The 16,921-nt window shown below is 62.9% G+C and carries 12 protein-coding genes and 1 tRNA gene; 3 read left to right on the top strand and 10 right to left on the bottom strand.

The window, feature by feature from the left end; genetic code table 11:
• Positions 1-4: 4 nt before the first annotated feature.
• From ACKUTP_RS01755 to ACKUTP_RS01770, 4 genes are all read right to left on the bottom strand, one after another.
• Positions 5-2,887 carry a proton-conducting transporter membrane subunit gene (locus ACKUTP_RS01755; RefSeq protein WP_409063425.1) on the bottom strand — a complete coding sequence of 961 codons (2,883 nt, stop codon included), beginning with the start codon at positions 2,885-2,887 and terminating at the stop codon, positions 5-7.
• Between the two features lie 181 nt (positions 2,888-3,068).
• A complete protein-coding gene (locus ACKUTP_RS01760; RefSeq protein WP_409063426.1) occupies positions 3,069-3,464 on the bottom strand; it encodes a helix-turn-helix domain-containing protein in 396 nt (131 codons plus the stop codon).
• A gap of 448 nt (positions 3,465-3,912) precedes the next feature.
• Entirely contained in the window at positions 3,913-5,943 is a 2,031-nt protein-coding gene (gene bilR / locus ACKUTP_RS01765) for a bilirubin reductase, long form (RefSeq protein ID WP_240125875.1), read from the bottom strand.
• A 447-nt stretch (positions 5,944-6,390) separates the two neighbouring features.
• Positions 6,391-6,467, bottom strand: a tRNA-Met gene (locus ACKUTP_RS01770).
• Between the two features lie 196 nt (positions 6,468-6,663).
• Here ACKUTP_RS01770 and ACKUTP_RS01775 point away from each other — a divergent pair.
• Positions 6,664-7,437 (top strand): type III pantothenate kinase, encoded by a 774-nt coding sequence (locus ACKUTP_RS01775; RefSeq protein ID WP_161115240.1) that lies wholly within the window; start codon positions 6,664-6,666, stop codon positions 7,435-7,437.
• Between the two features lie 198 nt (positions 7,438-7,635).
• On the opposite strand, the gene ACKUTP_RS01780 is transcribed toward ACKUTP_RS01775, so the two are convergent.
• From ACKUTP_RS01780 to ACKUTP_RS01790, 3 genes are all read right to left on the bottom strand, one after another.
• The gene (locus ACKUTP_RS01780; RefSeq protein WP_161115241.1) at positions 7,636-8,337 is read right to left on the bottom strand and encodes a hypothetical protein; all 702 of its coding nucleotides are present in this window, start codon (positions 8,335-8,337) and stop codon (positions 7,636-7,638) included.
• Positions 8,338-10,080, bottom strand: coding sequence for a dihydropteroate synthase (gene folP, locus ACKUTP_RS01785; protein ID WP_409063427.1), 1,743 nt, complete (start codon positions 10,078-10,080; stop codon positions 8,338-8,340).
• Positions 10,081-10,175: 95 nt separating this feature from the next.
• Positions 10,176-10,928, bottom strand: a complete 753-nt coding sequence (locus ACKUTP_RS01790; RefSeq protein ID WP_409063428.1) for an NAD-dependent protein deacylase — start codon at positions 10,926-10,928, stop codon at positions 10,176-10,178.
• 136 nt (positions 10,929-11,064) lie between these two features.
• On the opposite strand from ACKUTP_RS01790, the gene ACKUTP_RS01795 reads away from it, so the two are divergent.
• Entirely contained in the window at positions 11,065-11,883 is an 819-nt protein-coding gene (locus ACKUTP_RS01795) for an exodeoxyribonuclease III (protein ID WP_409063429.1), read from the top strand.
• Positions 11,884-12,031: 148 nt separating this feature from the next.
• Here ACKUTP_RS01795 and ACKUTP_RS01800 read toward each other — a convergent pair whose 3' ends face one another.
• From ACKUTP_RS01800 to ACKUTP_RS01810, 3 genes are read right to left on the bottom strand one after another with little or no spacing between them, the layout of a single operon-like run.
• Complete coding sequence (locus tag ACKUTP_RS01800) at positions 12,032-12,745, bottom strand: DUF6580 family putative transport protein (protein WP_117746194.1); 714 nt, start codon at positions 12,743-12,745, stop codon at positions 12,032-12,034.
• 4 nt (positions 12,746-12,749) lie between these two features.
• Positions 12,750-14,393 carry an ABC transporter ATP-binding protein gene (locus ACKUTP_RS01805; RefSeq protein WP_117746193.1) on the bottom strand — a complete coding sequence of 548 codons (1,644 nt, stop codon included), beginning with the start codon at positions 14,391-14,393 and terminating at the stop codon, positions 12,750-12,752.
• Positions 14,393-15,280 (bottom strand): energy-coupling factor transporter transmembrane component T, encoded by an 888-nt coding sequence (locus tag ACKUTP_RS01810; RefSeq protein ID WP_409063430.1) that lies wholly within the window; start codon positions 15,278-15,280, stop codon positions 14,393-14,395. Before ACKUTP_RS01810 ends, ACKUTP_RS01805 begins: the two co-directional genes overlap by 1 nt.
• Before the next feature lie 199 nt (positions 15,281-15,479).
• On the opposite strand from ACKUTP_RS01810, the gene glmU reads away from it, so the two are divergent.
• Positions 15,480-16,892, top strand: a complete 1,413-nt coding sequence (gene glmU / locus ACKUTP_RS01815) for a bifunctional UDP-N-acetylglucosamine diphosphorylase/glucosamine-1-phosphate N-acetyltransferase GlmU (protein ID WP_195544072.1) — start codon at positions 15,480-15,482, stop codon at positions 16,890-16,892.
• Positions 16,893-16,921 lie beyond the last annotated feature (29 nt).

The raw sequence follows: 16,921 nt of genomic DNA on the forward strand, positions 1-16,921 counted from the left end.
CCTCCTAAATAAACACGTCGACGAGGATGGGCATAAGGTTGAGCAGGCCAAACACCAGCGCCACGCCCCATCCGAGCCTAAAGCAGCTGCGCCAGGTGCTGCGTGCGAAGGTGTTGTCGATCAGGACCTCGACAAAATACGTCGCGGCCATCACGACCAGGGCTACAACCCAGCTCACGGGGTTGTCCCAGACAAAGAACATGCCCACCCACATCAAAAACAGCACGGTCTCGCACCAGTGCATAAGGGTCATCTTGGCCAGCGTGCCGCCGCTCATCTCGGTGGCGACGCCCTGGACGATCTCCTGATGCGCATGATGCGAGTACGAAAGGTCAAACGGCGACTTGCGCAGCTTGATGGTGAGCACCGCGAGCAGCGCGAGGAAAATGGGCGCGCTGTACACGATGATGGGGGCCGACTGCCCCGTCACGGCGATGGAATCGAAGCTGTCGGTGGCAAGGTACAGGCCCACGCTCATCAGCAAAACGGCGGGCTCGTAACTCATGACCTGCAGCAGCTCACGGTCGGCGCCGACCTGGGCAAACGGGCTTTGCGTCGAGGCGGACGCCAACACCACAAAGATCGCAGCGAGGGTCACCATAAAAGCGCACAACAGCGTGTTGGAACCCGACACAAAGATGCCGCCGCCCACCACGGTAAAGATGAGCGCGCACGCCATGTAGGTATCGTCCATGGTGTTTACGCTGGCGGGGGCCTTGCGCAGCAGCTTGGCCACATCGTAGAAAGGCTGGAGCAGGCGCGGGCCCACGCGGCCCTGCATGCGGGCCGAAAGTTTGCGGTCAACGCCGTCGATCAGGCCGCCCACAAGCGGCGCCAGTAAGGCAAATGCCACGGTGCCAATAAAAATGCCCACGACGCCCGAACCTTCAAAATACTTGCCGCGCAGCACCGAGGGCGCACTCATGGCAAGTCGCTCGGGCCCAATCCACGCGCAACACAGCAGCGCAAACAAGATAATGCTGCAGCACACGACGCTACCCGCGGGGCCAATACGCTTCTCGCCAAGGGCGTCCTCCGAGTACCAATTGCGCTTTTCGGCCTTCACCTCGTGTCCCATCGAGCCGCGGAAATGGCGATATTTGTCGGTCCCCACGCCCGAAAGGTACACGTTGACGTGCGGTTTGTTGCTCACGCGGAATGAAGTCAGCAGCACCACGGCGATAAACGCCACGATAACCACCATCAGGTACATGGCGTCCTTGCCAATAACGTACGGCACGCGGCCAAACACCATGGCCAAGTAAGGCGACACCAGACCGCTCGAGATAACCGGGAACGCCACGCAGCACAGAATCAGCAGCGCGGCGATGGTGTTGAGGGCCATCCATTCGGTCTTATGGACATTGACCTCAACGTTTTGAGCCGTGGGGTCGACACCCGAAAGCTTGGCAAGCCACTTGCCCCAGAAGAAGAACGTCGCGGCCGAGCCAAAGGCCAGCACCATGATCATGAGCACGTTGCCAGTCTGCGCGAACGCCACCAGGGCGCCCCACTTGGACACGAGCATGCCAAACGGCGCCACAAACATGCCCATGATGCCCAGCATCATCAGACGCGTCAGGTGCGGCATGCGGCTGAACATACCGTCCATGTCCTCGATATCGCGGCTGCCGATATGATGCTCGGCCGTGCCCACGCACAGGAACAGCAGCGACTTTGCCACCGTGTGGAACAGGATCAGAAAGATGGCCGCCCATACGGCCTCGGGCGCGCCGACACCCAGGCAGGCACTGATGAGGCCCAAGTTGGAAATGGTGGAGTACGCGAGCACGCGTTTGGCGTTGCTCTGCGAGATGGCCATGAGGGCAGCAAGCAAAAACGTGATGGCGCCCACACTCGTGACCATAAAGCCGGTTACGGGATAGATAGCATAGAGCGGGCTCAGCTTGACCATTAGGAACACGCCGGCTTTAACCATGGTTGACGAGTGCAGCAGGGCGCTCGTGGGAGTGGGGGCAACCATAGCACCCAACAGCCACGTGTGGAACGGCATCTGTGCGGCCTTGGTGAGTGCGGCGAGCGACAACAGGATGACCGGCATCACCAGCAGTGCGGATTGCGCGGTACCGGCGCCGGAAAGCTCGATCATGCCCGAGATGGTCAGCGGCATGCCGTTAACGTGCAAGAACATAAGGCCCGCCAAAAACGCGATACCGCCCAGCATGTTAAGGATGATCTGGGTGAAAGCGTTCTTGATGGCCTCGGGCGTGCGCGTGTAGCCAATCATAAGGAACGAGCACACGGTGGTGATTTCCCAGCCGCAGAACAGCCACTCAAGGTTGTCGCTCGTCACGATGACGAACATGGCCGAGAGGAACAGGAACATAAGCGCCAGGAACTGCGGGCGACGGTCGGGCGCGGTCTGCCCGCGCAGTGCGGCCTCGTGCTCGTCGTGGGCCTGGAAGTCCTTCATATAACCCAAGGCATACACGCAGATGAGGCTGCCAACAATGCCGACGGCGAGGACCATGATCACGCTCATGTAGTCCAGGTAGAGCGGCGTCGCCGTGACGGCTTCGACCGCGGGCAGCGTCATGGCTGCAAAGGCGAACGAGCCCACCAGCTGGACTATGCCGAGCACCGTGGCGAGCGCGTTCCTATATTTGTACGCGTTGTACAGGATTACGGCGCACAGGATGACGTCGATGACGGAGCTGATGATCGAGAGCACATGCGAGGTGCCGGAGGCAACCTCAAAGCTCTGCGGACCCATGCCAAAAAACATGACGGCGACTACAACTGTCACCGCCATAATAATGCCGGAGCCTATGAGCCCCACCGCATCGCGGGCGCGGTCACCGCGCGCGAGCAGCATGCCCAGCGCCGGTACCAGCGGAAACAGGGTAAGGAAATACAGTAGCGTCATACCATCACTCCCCCATGCAAAAACGCTGCAATTGTTTAACGTTATAGCTCAATTGATGAGTAGCGGCAGCGGGTTTTCGGTCAACTGGGGAGTTTTAGGCGTACGGGGCAAGGAGTCTGTCCGCTTTGGAGTAGAGGGGCGGCAAGAAAAATGCGCCCCTGTGGGCGCACCATCCCGTTCGCTATTCCGCCTTTTTAACGCGCAGCTTGCGACCGCGCGGCTTATCGACCAGTGCGGACTCACCGCTCTCGCGGTACTGACGGCACCAAGCCTTGACCGAAGACTCGCTGGGAATCTTGTGCTTGATCATGGCCTCGCGAACCGTCAAGCCGTTTTCCAGACGGTCCTTAACCACAGCGAGCTTTACGTCGTACGAATAGGTGTGATGATGCGAACCGGCATTGAGAACGGCGTCGGCACCGCCCACGGCATACGCGCGGGCCCACTGACGAGCCGTGGCCTGGGGAATGCCAAGCTCCGCGGCGAGAGCGCGATGACCGACCCCCTCTTGGAGGATCTCGACGGCGCGCTGTCTAACCTCGGGCGCATGCGTGCGAGTCCTAGTTGCTTCCGACATACCTGCCACTTCTTAGCCTTAGCCGTTAATCTGCTTTCTTACGTGCAAGTTAGATAGTAGCATTTTACTGTTTGCTCAAAGCAGTTAATTAAAATAGACGCGGCGTTATCTGGGCATTTGGCACCAAATTACGACATTTCTTTATCGATTATTTACGCTGGTAGCTGACTCGCAGCTAATCGTCATTCGCTTGTCAACAAAATTGGCATCTCTTTATGTCCTTTGGTATAGAGGATATAGTTATTAACCCCTCCCCCAATAATTTTGAGTGATCTGCAAGGCAGTAGACGTCCTCACTCCTCATGATTACCGCGCATTGCCATCCACCGGAGCAAAACAAAAAGGGCGGGACCTGCTGCGCTTGCAGGCCCCGCACCGGTTGACACCCGACGGGACACAGCCGGGCGAGACGGATCCGTGCTACCGCCCCGCCTGGCCGCGAAGTTAACTACAGCTCGTTGGCCGCGTGATATGCCGTGCGAATGGCGCTCGCGATGTCGGCGGTGCGCTCGCCCGAGCAGTCTCCCACGCAGGTCACGGGCACCGTCACGCCATCCAGGTCAAACGCGTTGGCCTTGGAGCCCACGGCCATCACCACGTAATCGCAGGCGATCTTTACCGGCTCCTCGGCGCCGTCCTCGGTAGTGCGAATGGCCTCCACGCCCTCGTCGGTAATGGCGGTCAGGCGGGTCTTCACGTGCTGCTCCACGTTGTGCTCTGCAAAGTCGCTCATAATCAGCGGCAGAATGGTCTCGGACTCGCCCGCGGCAATCTTGTCGAGCATCTCGACAATCGCCACCTCGCAGCCGCGCTGCAGCAGGTACTCGGCAGTCTCGGTGCCCACCAGGCCACCGCCAATGACGGCGACGCGGCCCGTAAGCTCCACCTTGCCGGCCAGCACGTCCCAGCTCGAGACGACCTTGTCCGAGTCGGCACCCGGAACGGGGATGACCACGTCGTGCGCGCCCACGGCAACAATCGCAGCGTCGGCGGCGTTGAGGTCCTCAGCGGTAGCGGCATGGCTGAGCTCAACCTTCACGCCCAGGCCGGGCAGAATCTTCTCGTAGTACTCAACCGAGCGCATGATCTCGTCCTTGCGCGGAGGCGCAGCCGCCAGCACAATCTGGCCACCCAGATGATCGCTCGCCTCGTAAACGGTCACGTCGTAGCCGCGCTTGGCCGCCACGCGTGCGGCCTCTAGGCCGGCGATGCCGCCGCCCACCACGGCGATCTTCTTGTCGCCCTCGCCCGGCTTAATGGCTATGGTCGCCTCGTCGCCGTTCTCGGCATTGAGCACGCACGAGATATACCTGCGATTTTGAATCGCATCGACGCAGCCCTTGTTGCAGTTGAGGCACTCGCGAACGGGCTCGCCCGTGGCGGCCTTCAGCGCAATGTCGGGGTCGCACATGAGCGAGCGGCCGTAGGCGATGATGTCGGCCGCGCCGTCTTCCAGAATCTTCTCGCCGGCCTCGACCGAGACAACACGGCCGACGGTTGCCACCGGCACGGAAACCAGGGCCTTGACGCGCTCGGCCACGGGCAGCGTCCAGTTGTAGGGCATGGCGCCCATGGGCGGAATGGTGTCTCCCATGTTGCCGGTGTGGTTGGCCTGCGCGACCTGGATCATGTCGATGCCCGCGCCCTCGAGCAGCTTGGCAAACTCGCAGGCCTCGTCGGGCTGCAGGCCACCCTTGCCGCGCGGCGTGCCGTCGGGGTTCTCCATGATCACGGGGAGCTTGTACTCCACCATCAGCTGCGGCGCGGCTTCCTTAATGGCAGCGACGACCTCCAGCGCGTAGCGAACGCGGTTCTCGAACGAGCCGCCGTACTCGTCGGTGCGCTGGTTGAGGATGGCCGAGCACAGCGAACCTACCAGGCGGTCGCCGTGGACCTCGATGGCATCGATCCCGGCCTGCTGCGCGCGAGCGGCCGAGGCGGCGATAGCCTCCTTGATCTGGGTGAGCTGCTCCACACTCGCCTCGTTCACAAAGTGCTGCATGTCGTGGTGCAGCTTGGCGTAGGCCTGGTTGCGGATCTCGTTGGACTCGGCCATCTTGGCGGCAAAGGTCTCCTCGTCGCCGGCGGCCTTGGCCTCCTGCGCGGCCTTGGCGGCGGCCATGGATCCCATGACCATGCGGCCGACACCGGGCACGTCGTACTCGGGGTGGAACAGCTGCAGCGCGACCTTGGCGCCGTGCTTGTGGACGGCATCGGCCAGGGCCTTAAACGTGGGGATTTGGGCGTCGGTCGCCAGCTTGGGCGTGGGGCTTGCGGTCATGACGGGAGCAACGTCGCCGATGACGATGTAACTCACGCCGCCACGGGCCAAGCGCTCGTAAAAAGCCAGGCTGCGCTCGCCAATGGAGCCGTCACGCTCCTCGTAGCCGGTGGTCAGCGGCGGAAACATAATGCGGTTTTTGAGCTCAAGGGGGCCAACCGTAATGGGCTGAAGCAGCTTGGATGCAGGTGCGGTCATGGACATTCCTCTCTTGTAGGCGCGGCGGCGATGTTGCCGCGTAGTTGTCTAGAGGATATGACATGGGAATACAACAGCGCAACGGAAATCGGCGGACAGCAGGTAGCGGCAGGTGGATGGGGCAGGGCGGCCCGTCGGTTTGTCTCAATCTGTAACAGTTACGCGGCAAAACTGGGTCTTACTGTTACAGATCGAGACAAACCAAACCCGCCTGCTAGAAAATCTCAATCTATAACAACAACTCGGCAAAATCCGTCCCTCGTGTTACAGATTTAGACAAACACGACCCAACCCACCGGTATATCTCGATCTGTAACACCTAGCCGCCCAAATCGGGTCTAGATGTTACAGATCGAGATTTTGTTTGAGAGGCCGAGAATTGGACCGAAAACACGGTCCCGAAATAACAAAAAAGCTCGCCGGCTAGGCCGACGAGCTGCAAGTTCTTGGTCGCGGGGGCAGGATTTGAACCTACGACCTCCGGGTTATGAGCCCGGCGAGCTACCAGACTGCTCCACCCCGCAATGTCTGGGCGCCTCATGTGCGCAAGAAAGAATATTACGCGGGAGTTCGGTAAACGGCAAGGAAAATCTCGTAGAGCATAATTCCTTCATATTTAAACCCCTCAGCCCCTATCACCGTAAACGAATCGCAGCCGAGCGCCGTCGACGGCACGTATACAATGGTGCGCGTCCTTTTATGCCGACACTGGGAGTAGACATGCTGCTCGCTATCGATATGGGAAATACGCAGACGGCCATGGGCCTGTTTGACGGAGACGAGCTGGTGCAGTCGTGGCGCATGCCCACCGACCGCTCCTATACCGCCGACGAGATCCACGTGCGCCTGATGGGCTTCTTTAAGATGTACGACCTCTCGCTCGGCGCGGTCGACGCGATCGCCTTTGCCGGCGTGGTGCCGCAGCTCTCGCGCGAATGGCACGCTGTGGCCGACCGCATTGCCGCAGACGCCATCGTCATCGGGCCGCAGACGGCCGCCGTGACCAAGCTGCGTGCGGCGCGACCCCAGGCCGTGGGCGCCGACCGCGTAGCTAACGCCGTCGCAGCCGAAGCTTTCTACGGCGCGCCAGCGATCGTGGTGGACTTTGGTACCGCGACCAATATCGACGTCATCGATGAGGACGGCTATTACATTGGCGGAGCGATCGCGCCGGGCATCCGCATCTCCATGGACGCGCTAGCTGCCCGCGCTGCCAAGCTCGCCAGCGTTCCGCTCGAGGCGCCCGAGCACGCCATCGGCCGTGACACCGAGGAATGCATCAAGGTCGGCGCCGTGATGGGCGCCGCCGCCATGGCCGAAGGCCTGGTCGCGCGCATGAAGCGCGAGCTGGGCCGCGACGATGCCACCGTTATCGCCACAGGCGGTCTCGCCGGCATCGTCGCCGATTCGACCGATGCCTTCGACGTGGTCGACGGACAGCTCACCATCAAGGGTATCTGCGAAATCTACCGCCGCATGCAGGAGCTGGGATAGGACAGGGGCTTAAGTCGAGCACGCCCGATGCCACAGTCCCCGCAAATGCTCGCCAAGCCTATTCCTCAAAACTGAATAATTTTCAATTTTGAGGAATAGGGCGCTGGCAACCCATTCCCCAGATAGGCGAAACCCTCCCCGGCACAGGCCGAGGAGGGTCTTGTTGTCATCGTTGTCTTTGAGCGCTGGTGCCTCGCGCTACAGCCCGCGAATTCGTACGGCCTCGGGCGGAAACTCCTGCTCGCCGGCATCGGTCTTGATGGTCGCGCGGCCCCAGATGTCCAGGCCCGCAAACACGCCCACCGCGAGCGGCAGACCGTTGGGCGACACCGCCGCGACCTGACGACCCAGCAGTGGCACCATGTCAAAGTACTCGCCCAGCACCGGAGCCAGCGGGCCCGCGGCGCCCTGCGGCGTGTTGGCGGCAACCGCCCAGGCGCCCACGCGGGTCAACACGGCGGCGGCCAGCGCCTCGACCAGCGCTTCGTCAGCCATATCCACGCCAAGCTCGCTCAGTGCCGAACGCTCAATATCCACCGTCACGGCACCGAACATGCCCGCGGCACCGGCACCGCCGTTGACGGCGACGCGCGCGAGCGACGTCTCAAACGCGGGCGCGCCGCACACGATGTCACTCGGCCACTGGATGCCCACTTTGCCGGCAAGCCCCAGGCCCGGCGTTGCGGCCGTGCCCGCGAGCACGTCCATCATACCCATTGCGGCCACAAACGGCAGGCCGTGGAAGGCGTGCATGTTCACATCGGGGCGCACGACCAGCGAAAACATCAGCGATGCATCGCCCGCGCTCCACGCGCACCAGCCCGCGGACATGCCCTCGCGGCCCGCGTCGCGCGCCGCGTCGAGCTCGGTGCCAGCGGCAACAGCATTCATCTCGATCATCTACATACGCCCCAATTCGCCCACGATATGGCCCACGCGGTCCTCGGGCTCCTTGACCTCGACGCCGTTGTAGCGGAAGAACCGCGCCGGGTCGTGCATCAGGTCCTCGAGCGGCACCAGCACAAAATCGCGTTCGCCGATCAGCGGATGCGGCAGGCGCAGCTTTTTGCCGCCGTGGGTCTCGCCGTCCATCCACAGCAGGTCCAGGTCGATGGTGCGCGGACCGTTGGCCTTGGCCTTTTTGGAGCGGTCGCGGCCCAGCTCGGCCTCGATCTTCATGAGCTCGTCGAGCAGCACCAGCGGCGCCAGCTCGGTCTTGATCTCGATGACGGCGTTGGCAAACGCATCCTGGCGCGTCTCGTAGGCCGGCTCACTCTCGTAGATGCGCGAGCAGTTGGACACGCAGGTCAGCGGAATCTCGGCGATCATGTCGCGCGCGGCGCGGATGTTGTCGCAACGATGCCCCAGGTTGGAGCCCACGGCCACAAACGCGCGGCGCGGCTGTGGCTTGGCAACCGCCCAGTAGCCGTTCAGGAACTGCGCAAAACCCGCGGCGTCGTGCACGCGCACGATGTTGGCACCGGCCTGGATGGCGCCCAGGCACACGCCAAACGTAGCGGCATCGCGCTCGGCGGCCTCGGTCACGCCCGAGACGGCGCCCACAAAGCGCTTGCGCGACACGGCGCACATGAGCGGATAGCCCAGTGACGCCATCTTGGCAGTCTCGCGCTGGATGACGATGTCCTCGTTAGCCGACTTACCAAAGCCCGGGCCAGGATCAATGCAGATGCGGTCGCGCGACACGCCGGCATGGATGAGCGTGCGGGCCTGGTCGGACAGAAAGCCCATGACGCGGCGCATGATGGGCGCCGAATCGGGCAGGGTGAAGCGGCGGAGCTGCGAGGTGGGCACGTAGGCTTCCTCGCGGCGGGCGCTGCGGCGCATCATGGCTGCCAGGTGGTCATTGGACTCCGATGCGACCTCGGTGGCTGCGGGCGCGGCCTCGGGCGCGGGCGCGACGGTCTCGGCGGCAGCAACCTGCTCGGCGGCCGGCGTCTCCTGCTCGCTTGCAGGCTCGGACGTGGGCTCCGGTTCGCCAAACGGCAACGAGGGCTGCACCACGCCGCCCGGAAGCTTGGCCTCCGGCTTAGGCTCGCCCAGCAACTTGCCGCGACGGCGGCGAGCCGGCTTCTCGGCCTCACGCGCGGCCTCGGCAGCCGCCTCGCGCGCCTTCTCGGCAACAAACGCCGCTGCCGAGGTATCGAGCTGCACCGTTGCGTGCGTGCGTGCGGTCGCGGCGACCTCGCCGGCGTGCATTACGATGACGCCGCAGGTGCTCGTCTTAACAAACTCGACCATCTTGGGATCGGTGAAGCCGGTCACGTCGTTGACGATCGAGGCGCCGCAGCGCACGGCCGCCTTGGCAACCGCCACGTGGCGCGTGTCGATCGAGACGATGGCACCCTCTTTGGCCAGCGCGCGCACCACGGGCAGCACGCGGCGAGCCTCCTCGTCGGGGTTGACCGGAGTAAAGCCGGGACGCGTGGACTCACCGCCCACGTCGATGATGTCGGCGCCGGCGTCGAGCATCGCCAGGCCGTACTCGATGGCGGCATCCGGGTCGAAGTGCTCCCCGCCATCGCTAAACGAATCGGGCGTCACGTTGAGGACGCCCATGATGCGCGGACGGTCAAAGCTGAGCTCGTACTTTCCGCACCGCCATGTCTTGCTGTCGTTCGCCATGAACATCCTCCTAAAATGCCCACGCCGCCGAGCTTGGGGAGCTGGCGGCGGGGTCGCTTTGCACTCAGTCTTTCTATTGTATCCGCGCACGCGGGCTAGAACGCAAACGCGGCCGCGATGTCGCAAGAAATCAGCAGGTCGGCATTTGCATCCTGATCGGTAGGAGCAAGATTGCAAATAGCCAGCGTATCGCCGGTAAAGTATCGCGTAAGGCCTGCCGCCGGATACACCACGAGCGAGGTCCCGCCCACAATGAGGGCATCGGCCGCGGCGATGGCGGCAACGGCACCGGTCAACACATGCTCGTCGAGCGGCTCTTCGTAGAGCACTACATCGGGCTTGATGCGGCCACCGCACGCGGGGCACGCAGGCACGCCCGCGGCATCCTCGTGCTCGCGCGAGCAAATCCACTCGGCGCTATAGACCGCGCCGCACGACTGGCAAATGTTGCGATGGACCGATCCGTGCAGCTCAAACACTCGCTGTGAGCCGGCCATCTGATGCAGGCCGTCGATATTTTGCGTCACCACGGCATTTAGCTTGCCGGCGCGCTCCAGCTCGGCCAACTTGGTGTGGCAGCGGTTGGGCTTAGCACCAAGCGCGATCATCTTGGTGCGGTAGAAGTCGAAGAACTCGGCCGGATGCGCCTCGTAAAAGCTATGCGAGAGCATAGTCTCGGGCGGGTAGGCAAACTGCTGGTGATACAGGCCGTCCACGCTGCGGAAATCGGGGATGCCACTCGCCGTGGAAACACCCGCGCCGCCAAAGAAGACCACGCGCTTGTGGGTGCCGAACAGCGCCGCCAGCGCGGCGGAGGCCTGTTTGGAGTCCGTTATCGCCTGCGTCATATGAGTCCTCCGTCCTCGTTGGTCAGGCAGCGTCGGGCAATGTCCCAGCATACAGCCTTTGGGTCAGTACGCGCGGAGCCCACCACCGCCCCTGTTGCGCTAATCTTAAGCCTGCCAACCCCGTCGAAAGGACACCATGCCTCAGACTTACACTTTTGCCTCGTGGAACGTCAACGGCCTGCGCGCCGTGCTCAAAAAGGACCCGAGCTTTATCCAGATCGCGCAAGAACTCGACGTCGATATCTTGGCGCTGCAGGAGACCAAACTGCAGGAGGGCCAGGTCGATATCGACCTGCCCGGCTATCACCAAACCTGGAGCTATGCCGAGCGCAAAGGCTATTCGGGCACTGCGGTCTTTAGCCGCCAGGAACCGCTGCGCGTGCTGCACGCCAACGCACTGCTACCCTACGCCGGCGAGGGCAAGGCGGCCGAACTCGTCGCCCAAGCCGCAACCGAGGGCCGCGTCTGCGCGCTCGAGTTCGACAAGTTCTGGTTTGTCGATGTCTACACGCCTAACGCCCAAAATGAGCTCGCGCGCATCGATGTACGCATGGCCTGGGACGATGCCTATCGTGGCTTTTTGAGCGCACTTGAACGCGAGACCGGTAAGCCCGTCGTAACCTGCGGCGACTTTAACGTAGCGCACGAGGAAATCGACCTTAAGAACCCCAAGTCCAACCGCGGCAACGCAGGCTTTTCGGACGAGGAACGCGGCAAGTTTACCGAGCTGCTCAACGCCGGCTTCACCGATACCTGGCGCGCGGCAAACCCCGACGTCGAGGGCGTCTACAGCTGGTGGAGCTACCGCTTTAATGCCCGCAAGAACAACGCCGGCTGGCGCATCGATTATTTCCTGGTGAGCGACGCAATCGCCGGCAACGTTCGCGACACCGGCATCCGCGGCGACATCTTTGGCAGCGACCACTGCCCCGTCACCCTCGCGCTAGAGCTCTAGCGCCAAGCAATTCCTGGGGGACAGAGGAAAACAGATCATGTGACCCCTCTCCCCCTATAAGTTGCGGTGGAGTAGTTCCTGTTTGGGCAGCAAATAGCCAAAAACGAGAACTATTCCACCGCAAGTTCGTGTGGGAACGCGAAATGCCCTACAGTCCGTATTTCACGACGACACGGTTAATGCGACGGCACCAAGGCTTGTACAAGGCGGCCAAAAACACGCAGGTCGCAAGGCCGTGCGTGATATCGAACGGCACCGCCGTGGCAAGACGTGCCACGGCACCCGCCCAAGTAAGCGGCCGTACAAATCCAATGATGTCATACGCGTTGATCACGACGCCATAGAGCAGGCCCGACGCAAAGCCGTACGCCAGCAGCGCTGGCATGCGCACGGTGCCGTCGGCGCGGTCGAACGCACCCGCATACGCCAGCGCACCGCCAACGTATCCCACGAGCCCCCAGGCATACATCTGCCACGGCGTCCACATGCCCTGTCCAAAAAAGAAATTGCTGGTCAGCGCCGCCAGCGCGCCAACCATAAAACCGTTGCGGCGACCAAGCGTCGCCCCCGCGATAATGGCGATGGCGCTCACCGGCTTAAAGTCGGGAATGGGCCCAAACAGGATGCGCCCCGCCGCCGCCAGCGCCGCCAGCACCAGCGTGGGCATAATCTGGCGCAATCCCGGACGAGATGCCTCGTAACCCGCAAAGAACAGCGCGAGCACCAGCGCCACCACAACCAGCATGGCCAATGCTGCCTGCTCAACACCCGACAGCAACGCGGCAGCCATCACCGCCGGCACCGCCAACAACAGCGGGACCTCCAGTTTTGCAAGCAAGCGCGCGACGCGATAATCCGTCATCCCATCACGCCCTATAAAACACGTTATCGGCAAAGAAGTCGGCCGGCGGCTCCATGCAGGCAATCTCGCCGTCAAACATCATGACGACGTCGTCGGCTACCTGCTCGGCAAAGTCCAAATCGTGCGTAGCCATGATGACGGTGCCGCCAGCCTTCGCATGGTCACGCAGGGCGCGGGCAATGATGCGGCGGCTGAACAGGTCTAGACCCTTGGTGGGCTCATCGAGCAATAGCAGTTCGGGGCCGATTAGCAGCAGTTTTGCCAATGCAAGCAGTTGACGCTGCCCGCCCGAAAGATCGTACGGATGGCGTCCATCCAGACCCGACAACCCCAAGCTCGCCGCACGCTCCCGCGCCAAGTTCTCGTCATATCCGCAGGTCGAAGCCCATTCCATCAGCTCGTCGCGAACCGTATCGGCAACCAGCAATGCTTTGGGATTCTGAGGCAGCAGCGCCGCCGAGGCCGCTCCGCGCACCATGCGGCCGCGCTGCAGCTTGGCGGTCTTCGCCAGCACCGAGAGTATCGTCGACTTACCGCATCCGTTGCCGCCCACGATCGCATGCACCGCACCGGCCGAAAACGTCACGTCGAGCCCGCGCAGCACCCAACCGCCCGCGCGATCGTAGCGAAACCAGCCTTCCGACAGGGTGGTAGCCGACCCGCCGTGCATTTTTTGGAGTATTCTGCTTCCATCCGTGCGCGGGAAGGCTTCCGAGCCATTCTCGAGCGACGTTTGCGCCACAAATTCGGACGATTTGTCCAATTCTGAACTTTTTTTCGCGCTCGATACGTCCCCGGGCGGCTCCAGAGAGCCCAAATTGTCCTCACGCCTGCTGAATACTCCGTTTTTTGCACATCGGATGGCACCCCACCCCAACATGTCATCGGAAAACAGCGATTCTCGGCGTCCCAAAGAAGACATATCCGCCACCTCGCGCACGCGACCGCCCTCAATCCGGTACGTACACGTCGCATACTCGAGCATCGGCCGCGGCTGATGCGTCGCCACAACAACCGTGCAGCCCAGCTCGCGATTCACACGAAACAGCGCGTGCAGGAAATTCTTCTCCGCAACCGGATCAAGCTGAGACGTGGGCTCGTCGAGCAGCAGCACGCGCGGGCGCAACGCCAGAACGGCCGCCAACGACAGCAACTGTTTGCGACCACCCGAAAGCGTGTCAGTATCGCGGTGAAGCCAATCTTCCAGCCCAAAGAAATAGCTGGTCTCAGCTACGCGACGGCGCATCTCATCACGTGCTAGCCCCAAGTTTTCCAGGCCAAACGCCATCTCGTGCCACACGGTTTCGCACACGATCTGGTTCTCGGGATCCTGGAACACATAGCCCACGCGCTCCGCCGATGCCCGCACATCCATGTCGGCGACGGGCTCGCCCAGCACGCGCAGCTCGCCGGAGCGCGTACCCGCCGGCGCGATCTCGGGCTTGAGCAGCGACAGCAGCGTCGACTTGCCCGAACCGGTACCGCCAACAAGCAGTGCAAACGCACCTTGGGAAACACGCCAATCAAGCCCCTCGAGCACCGGTGCCTCGGCCCCGGGATAGGCAAAACTAAGGCCTCGCACCTCAATCGCCGGCGCGGCCGAGCCATATGCCACACCCGCCGCCGAGCTCCTATCCAACCGAGCCATCAGCCAAACCTCTTCTCATCAATCGCGTGCGACGCGCAAGGCAGCATCATCCAGGCAGCGTACACGACATAGCCCAGCCACGGCGCCGGCACCGATAGTTGCGGGTAAAACGAATACTGCATCGTCGCAGTCCACGCCACTGCCGTCGTGGCCATGCCAAACAGCGCAAGTCCAACCAGCGCGGCAACATCGCCGCGCCCCAGCCGATACCGCGCATACGTCGTTCGACGCGTCGCGGCGCCCCACCCACGGGAGCGCATGGCGTCCGCGCGCTCCAGCGAATCTTCCATGCCCCAGCCCATCAACACGCTCGACGCCCACAGGCGCGATCGCACGGGATCGGTGGGCACGCGGCCCGGCACATCAATCGCATCCTGCACCGCCAGCACCGTACGACCGCGGCGTAAAAACTGCGGGATAAGCCTCATGCACATCGAGATCATGAGCGCAATCACCGGTGCGGCATTGCCCAGCAGCGCGAGCACCTTGTCGTATTCGAGCATCGACGCCGCGGCCTCAAACCACAGCACGCTCGCCACAAACAGCCCGCCCATGCACAGGCCGTATACCATGCTTTCCAGATACACCGCGCGCATGCCAATACGGAACAGCTCCGTCGAGCCCGAGGCGCTAAACAGCGGATTGACCAGCGCGATAATCAAAATCACCGGCAGCTGCCAGCGGAGTGCGCCCAGCGTGCGGGCAGCCCCGCGCGTCGCAAATCCATACGCCAGCCCGCCCGCAAGTGACAGCGCAATCAGCACCGGCTGCATCGAGAACATGGTGAGCCCCAGCGTCAGCACCATGTAGAGGGCCGGCACAGCCGGATGCGACATCGAGAATGCCGCGACGGGCTCGCCGCCAAACTCCTCTTGTATGTTGTCCACGGGCACCCCCGTCCCCTCGCTCAAACGACAGCTCCGCAGCACCGCCAACGCCGCACGCAAGCAGCGCAAACGCCACGCCGGCGGCACCGACATCGGCCGCCATGAGCCAATCGCTACGCGCTCAACATATGCCTGCGGTATCATATTGCGCCGTGTATCGTTTCCAAACACACGTCTCTATAACGTAACAGGAGATCACATGGACGCAACCGCAATTATCCTCGCTGCCGGCGAGGGCACCCGCATGAAGTCGAACCACTGTAAGGTTTCGCACAAGATCCTGGGCAAGCCCATGGTCCAGTGGATCGTCGACGCCACCATCAAGGCCGGCTGCAGCCGCGTCGTGGTCGTCATCGGCAGCCACGCCGACGAGATGCGCGCCCTGATCGACGGCGCCTACGCCAACAGCGCCACCAAAGTCGAGTGCGTTGAGCAGACCGAGCGCCTGGGCACCGGTCACGCCGTGAAGGTCGCGCTCGAGGCCTGCGGCATCACGCAAGGCCCCGTCGTCGTGCTCAACGGCGACCTGCCGCTCATCACCGCCGACACCGTCGCCAAGTTCGCGCAGACCGTCGCCACCGGCGAGCTCGCCTGCACCGTCATGACCATGACCCCGCCCGACCCCTTCGGCTACGGCCGCATCAAGCTGGGTGCCGACGGCCAGATCGAACGCATCATCGAGCAGAAGGACTGCACACCCGAGCAGGCCGCCACGCTGCTCGAGTGCAACGCCGGCTGCTACGCCTTCGACGGCGCGCAGCTCGCCGCGCACATTGACGAGATCGGCAACGACAACGCGCAGTCCGAGTACTATCTGCCCGACATGCTCGAGATCCTCAAGGGCCACGGCCAGGCAGTCTCCATCTTCCACTGCGATGACTACCGCGACGGCCTGGGCGTCAACAGCCGCATCCAGCTCGCGCAGCTCACCGCCATCGCGCGCGACCGCATCAACGAGCACTGGATGGCCGAGGGCGTTACCTTCATCGACCCCACGCAGGCCTGGATCGGCCCCGACGCCACCATCGGCCGCGACACCGTCGTGTGGCCGCAGACGCACCTGATCGGCCACGTCACCGTGGGCGAGGAGTGCCAGCTCGGCCCCAACAGCCGTCTCACCGACACCACCGTCGGCAGCGGCTGCATCATCGATGAGACCATCGCCATCGAGGCCGTCATCGAGAACGGCGTCGACTGCGGCCCGCGCGCCTACCTGCGCCCGGGCACCCACATGCTCGACGGATCCAAGGCCGGAACGCACGTGGAGATCAAGAAGTCCACGATCGGCGAGGGCTCCAAGGTGCCGCACCTGTCCTACATCGGCGACACCACCATGGGCTCCGGCGTCAACGTGGGCGCGGGCTCCATCACCTGCAACTACGACGGCGTGCACAAGCACAAGACCGTCATCGGCAAGGACGCCTTCATCGGTTCCGACACCATGATGGTCGCGCCTGCCCAGATCGGCGACGGCGCGCTCGTGGCCGCCGGCTCCGTCATCACCGAGCCGGTCCCGGCCGACGCACTTGGCCTGGGTCGTGCCCGCCAGGTAAACATTGAGGGCTGGGCCGCCGATTACCGCCGCCGTCTGCACGAGGACGACGAGGTATAACGTTTTACCAAGCATCTAAGGAGCTGTTC

Source organism: Collinsella sp. wc0529 (assembly GCF_046116875.1).
Classification (GTDB): Bacteria; Actinomycetota; Coriobacteriia; order Coriobacteriales; family Coriobacteriaceae; genus Collinsella.

What these genes read in the sequence shown, in the direction of transcription:
- ACKUTP_RS01790 (WP_409063428.1), bottom strand. Translation starts at nt 10,928, where the DNA reads ATGACGCAGGCGATAACGGACTCCAAACAGGCCTCCGCCGCGCTGGCG.
- glmU (WP_195544072.1), top strand. Translation starts at nt 15,480, where the DNA reads ATGGACGCAACCGCAATTATCCTCGCTGCCGGCGAGGGCACCCGCATG.
- ACKUTP_RS01780 (WP_161115241.1), bottom strand. Translation starts at nt 8,337, where the DNA reads ATGATCGAGATGAATGCTGTTGCCGCTGGCACCGAGCTCGACGCGGCG.
- ACKUTP_RS01775 (WP_161115240.1), top strand. Translation starts at nt 6,664, where the DNA reads ATGCTGCTCGCTATCGATATGGGAAATACGCAGACGGCCATGGGCCTG.
- folP (WP_409063427.1), bottom strand. Translation starts at nt 10,080, where the DNA reads ATGGCGAACGACAGCAAGACATGGCGGTGCGGAAAGTACGAGCTCAGC.
- ACKUTP_RS01805 (WP_117746193.1), bottom strand. Translation starts at nt 14,393, where the DNA reads ATGGCTCGGTTGGATAGGAGCTCGGCGGCGGGTGTGGCATATGGCTCG.
- ACKUTP_RS01760 (WP_409063426.1), bottom strand. Translation starts at nt 3,464, where the DNA reads ATGTCGGAAGCAACTAGGACTCGCACGCATGCGCCCGAGGTTAGACAG.
- ACKUTP_RS01755 (WP_409063425.1), bottom strand. Translation starts at nt 2,887, where the DNA reads ATGACGCTACTGTATTTCCTTACCCTGTTTCCGCTGGTACCGGCGCTG.
- ACKUTP_RS01800 (WP_117746194.1), bottom strand. Translation starts at nt 12,745, where the DNA reads ATGACGGATTATCGCGTCGCGCGCTTGCTTGCAAAACTGGAGGTCCCG.
- ACKUTP_RS01795 (WP_409063429.1), top strand. Translation starts at nt 11,065, where the DNA reads ATGCCTCAGACTTACACTTTTGCCTCGTGGAACGTCAACGGCCTGCGC.
- bilR (WP_240125875.1), bottom strand. Translation starts at nt 5,943, where the DNA reads ATGACCGCACCTGCATCCAAGCTGCTTCAGCCCATTACGGTTGGCCCC.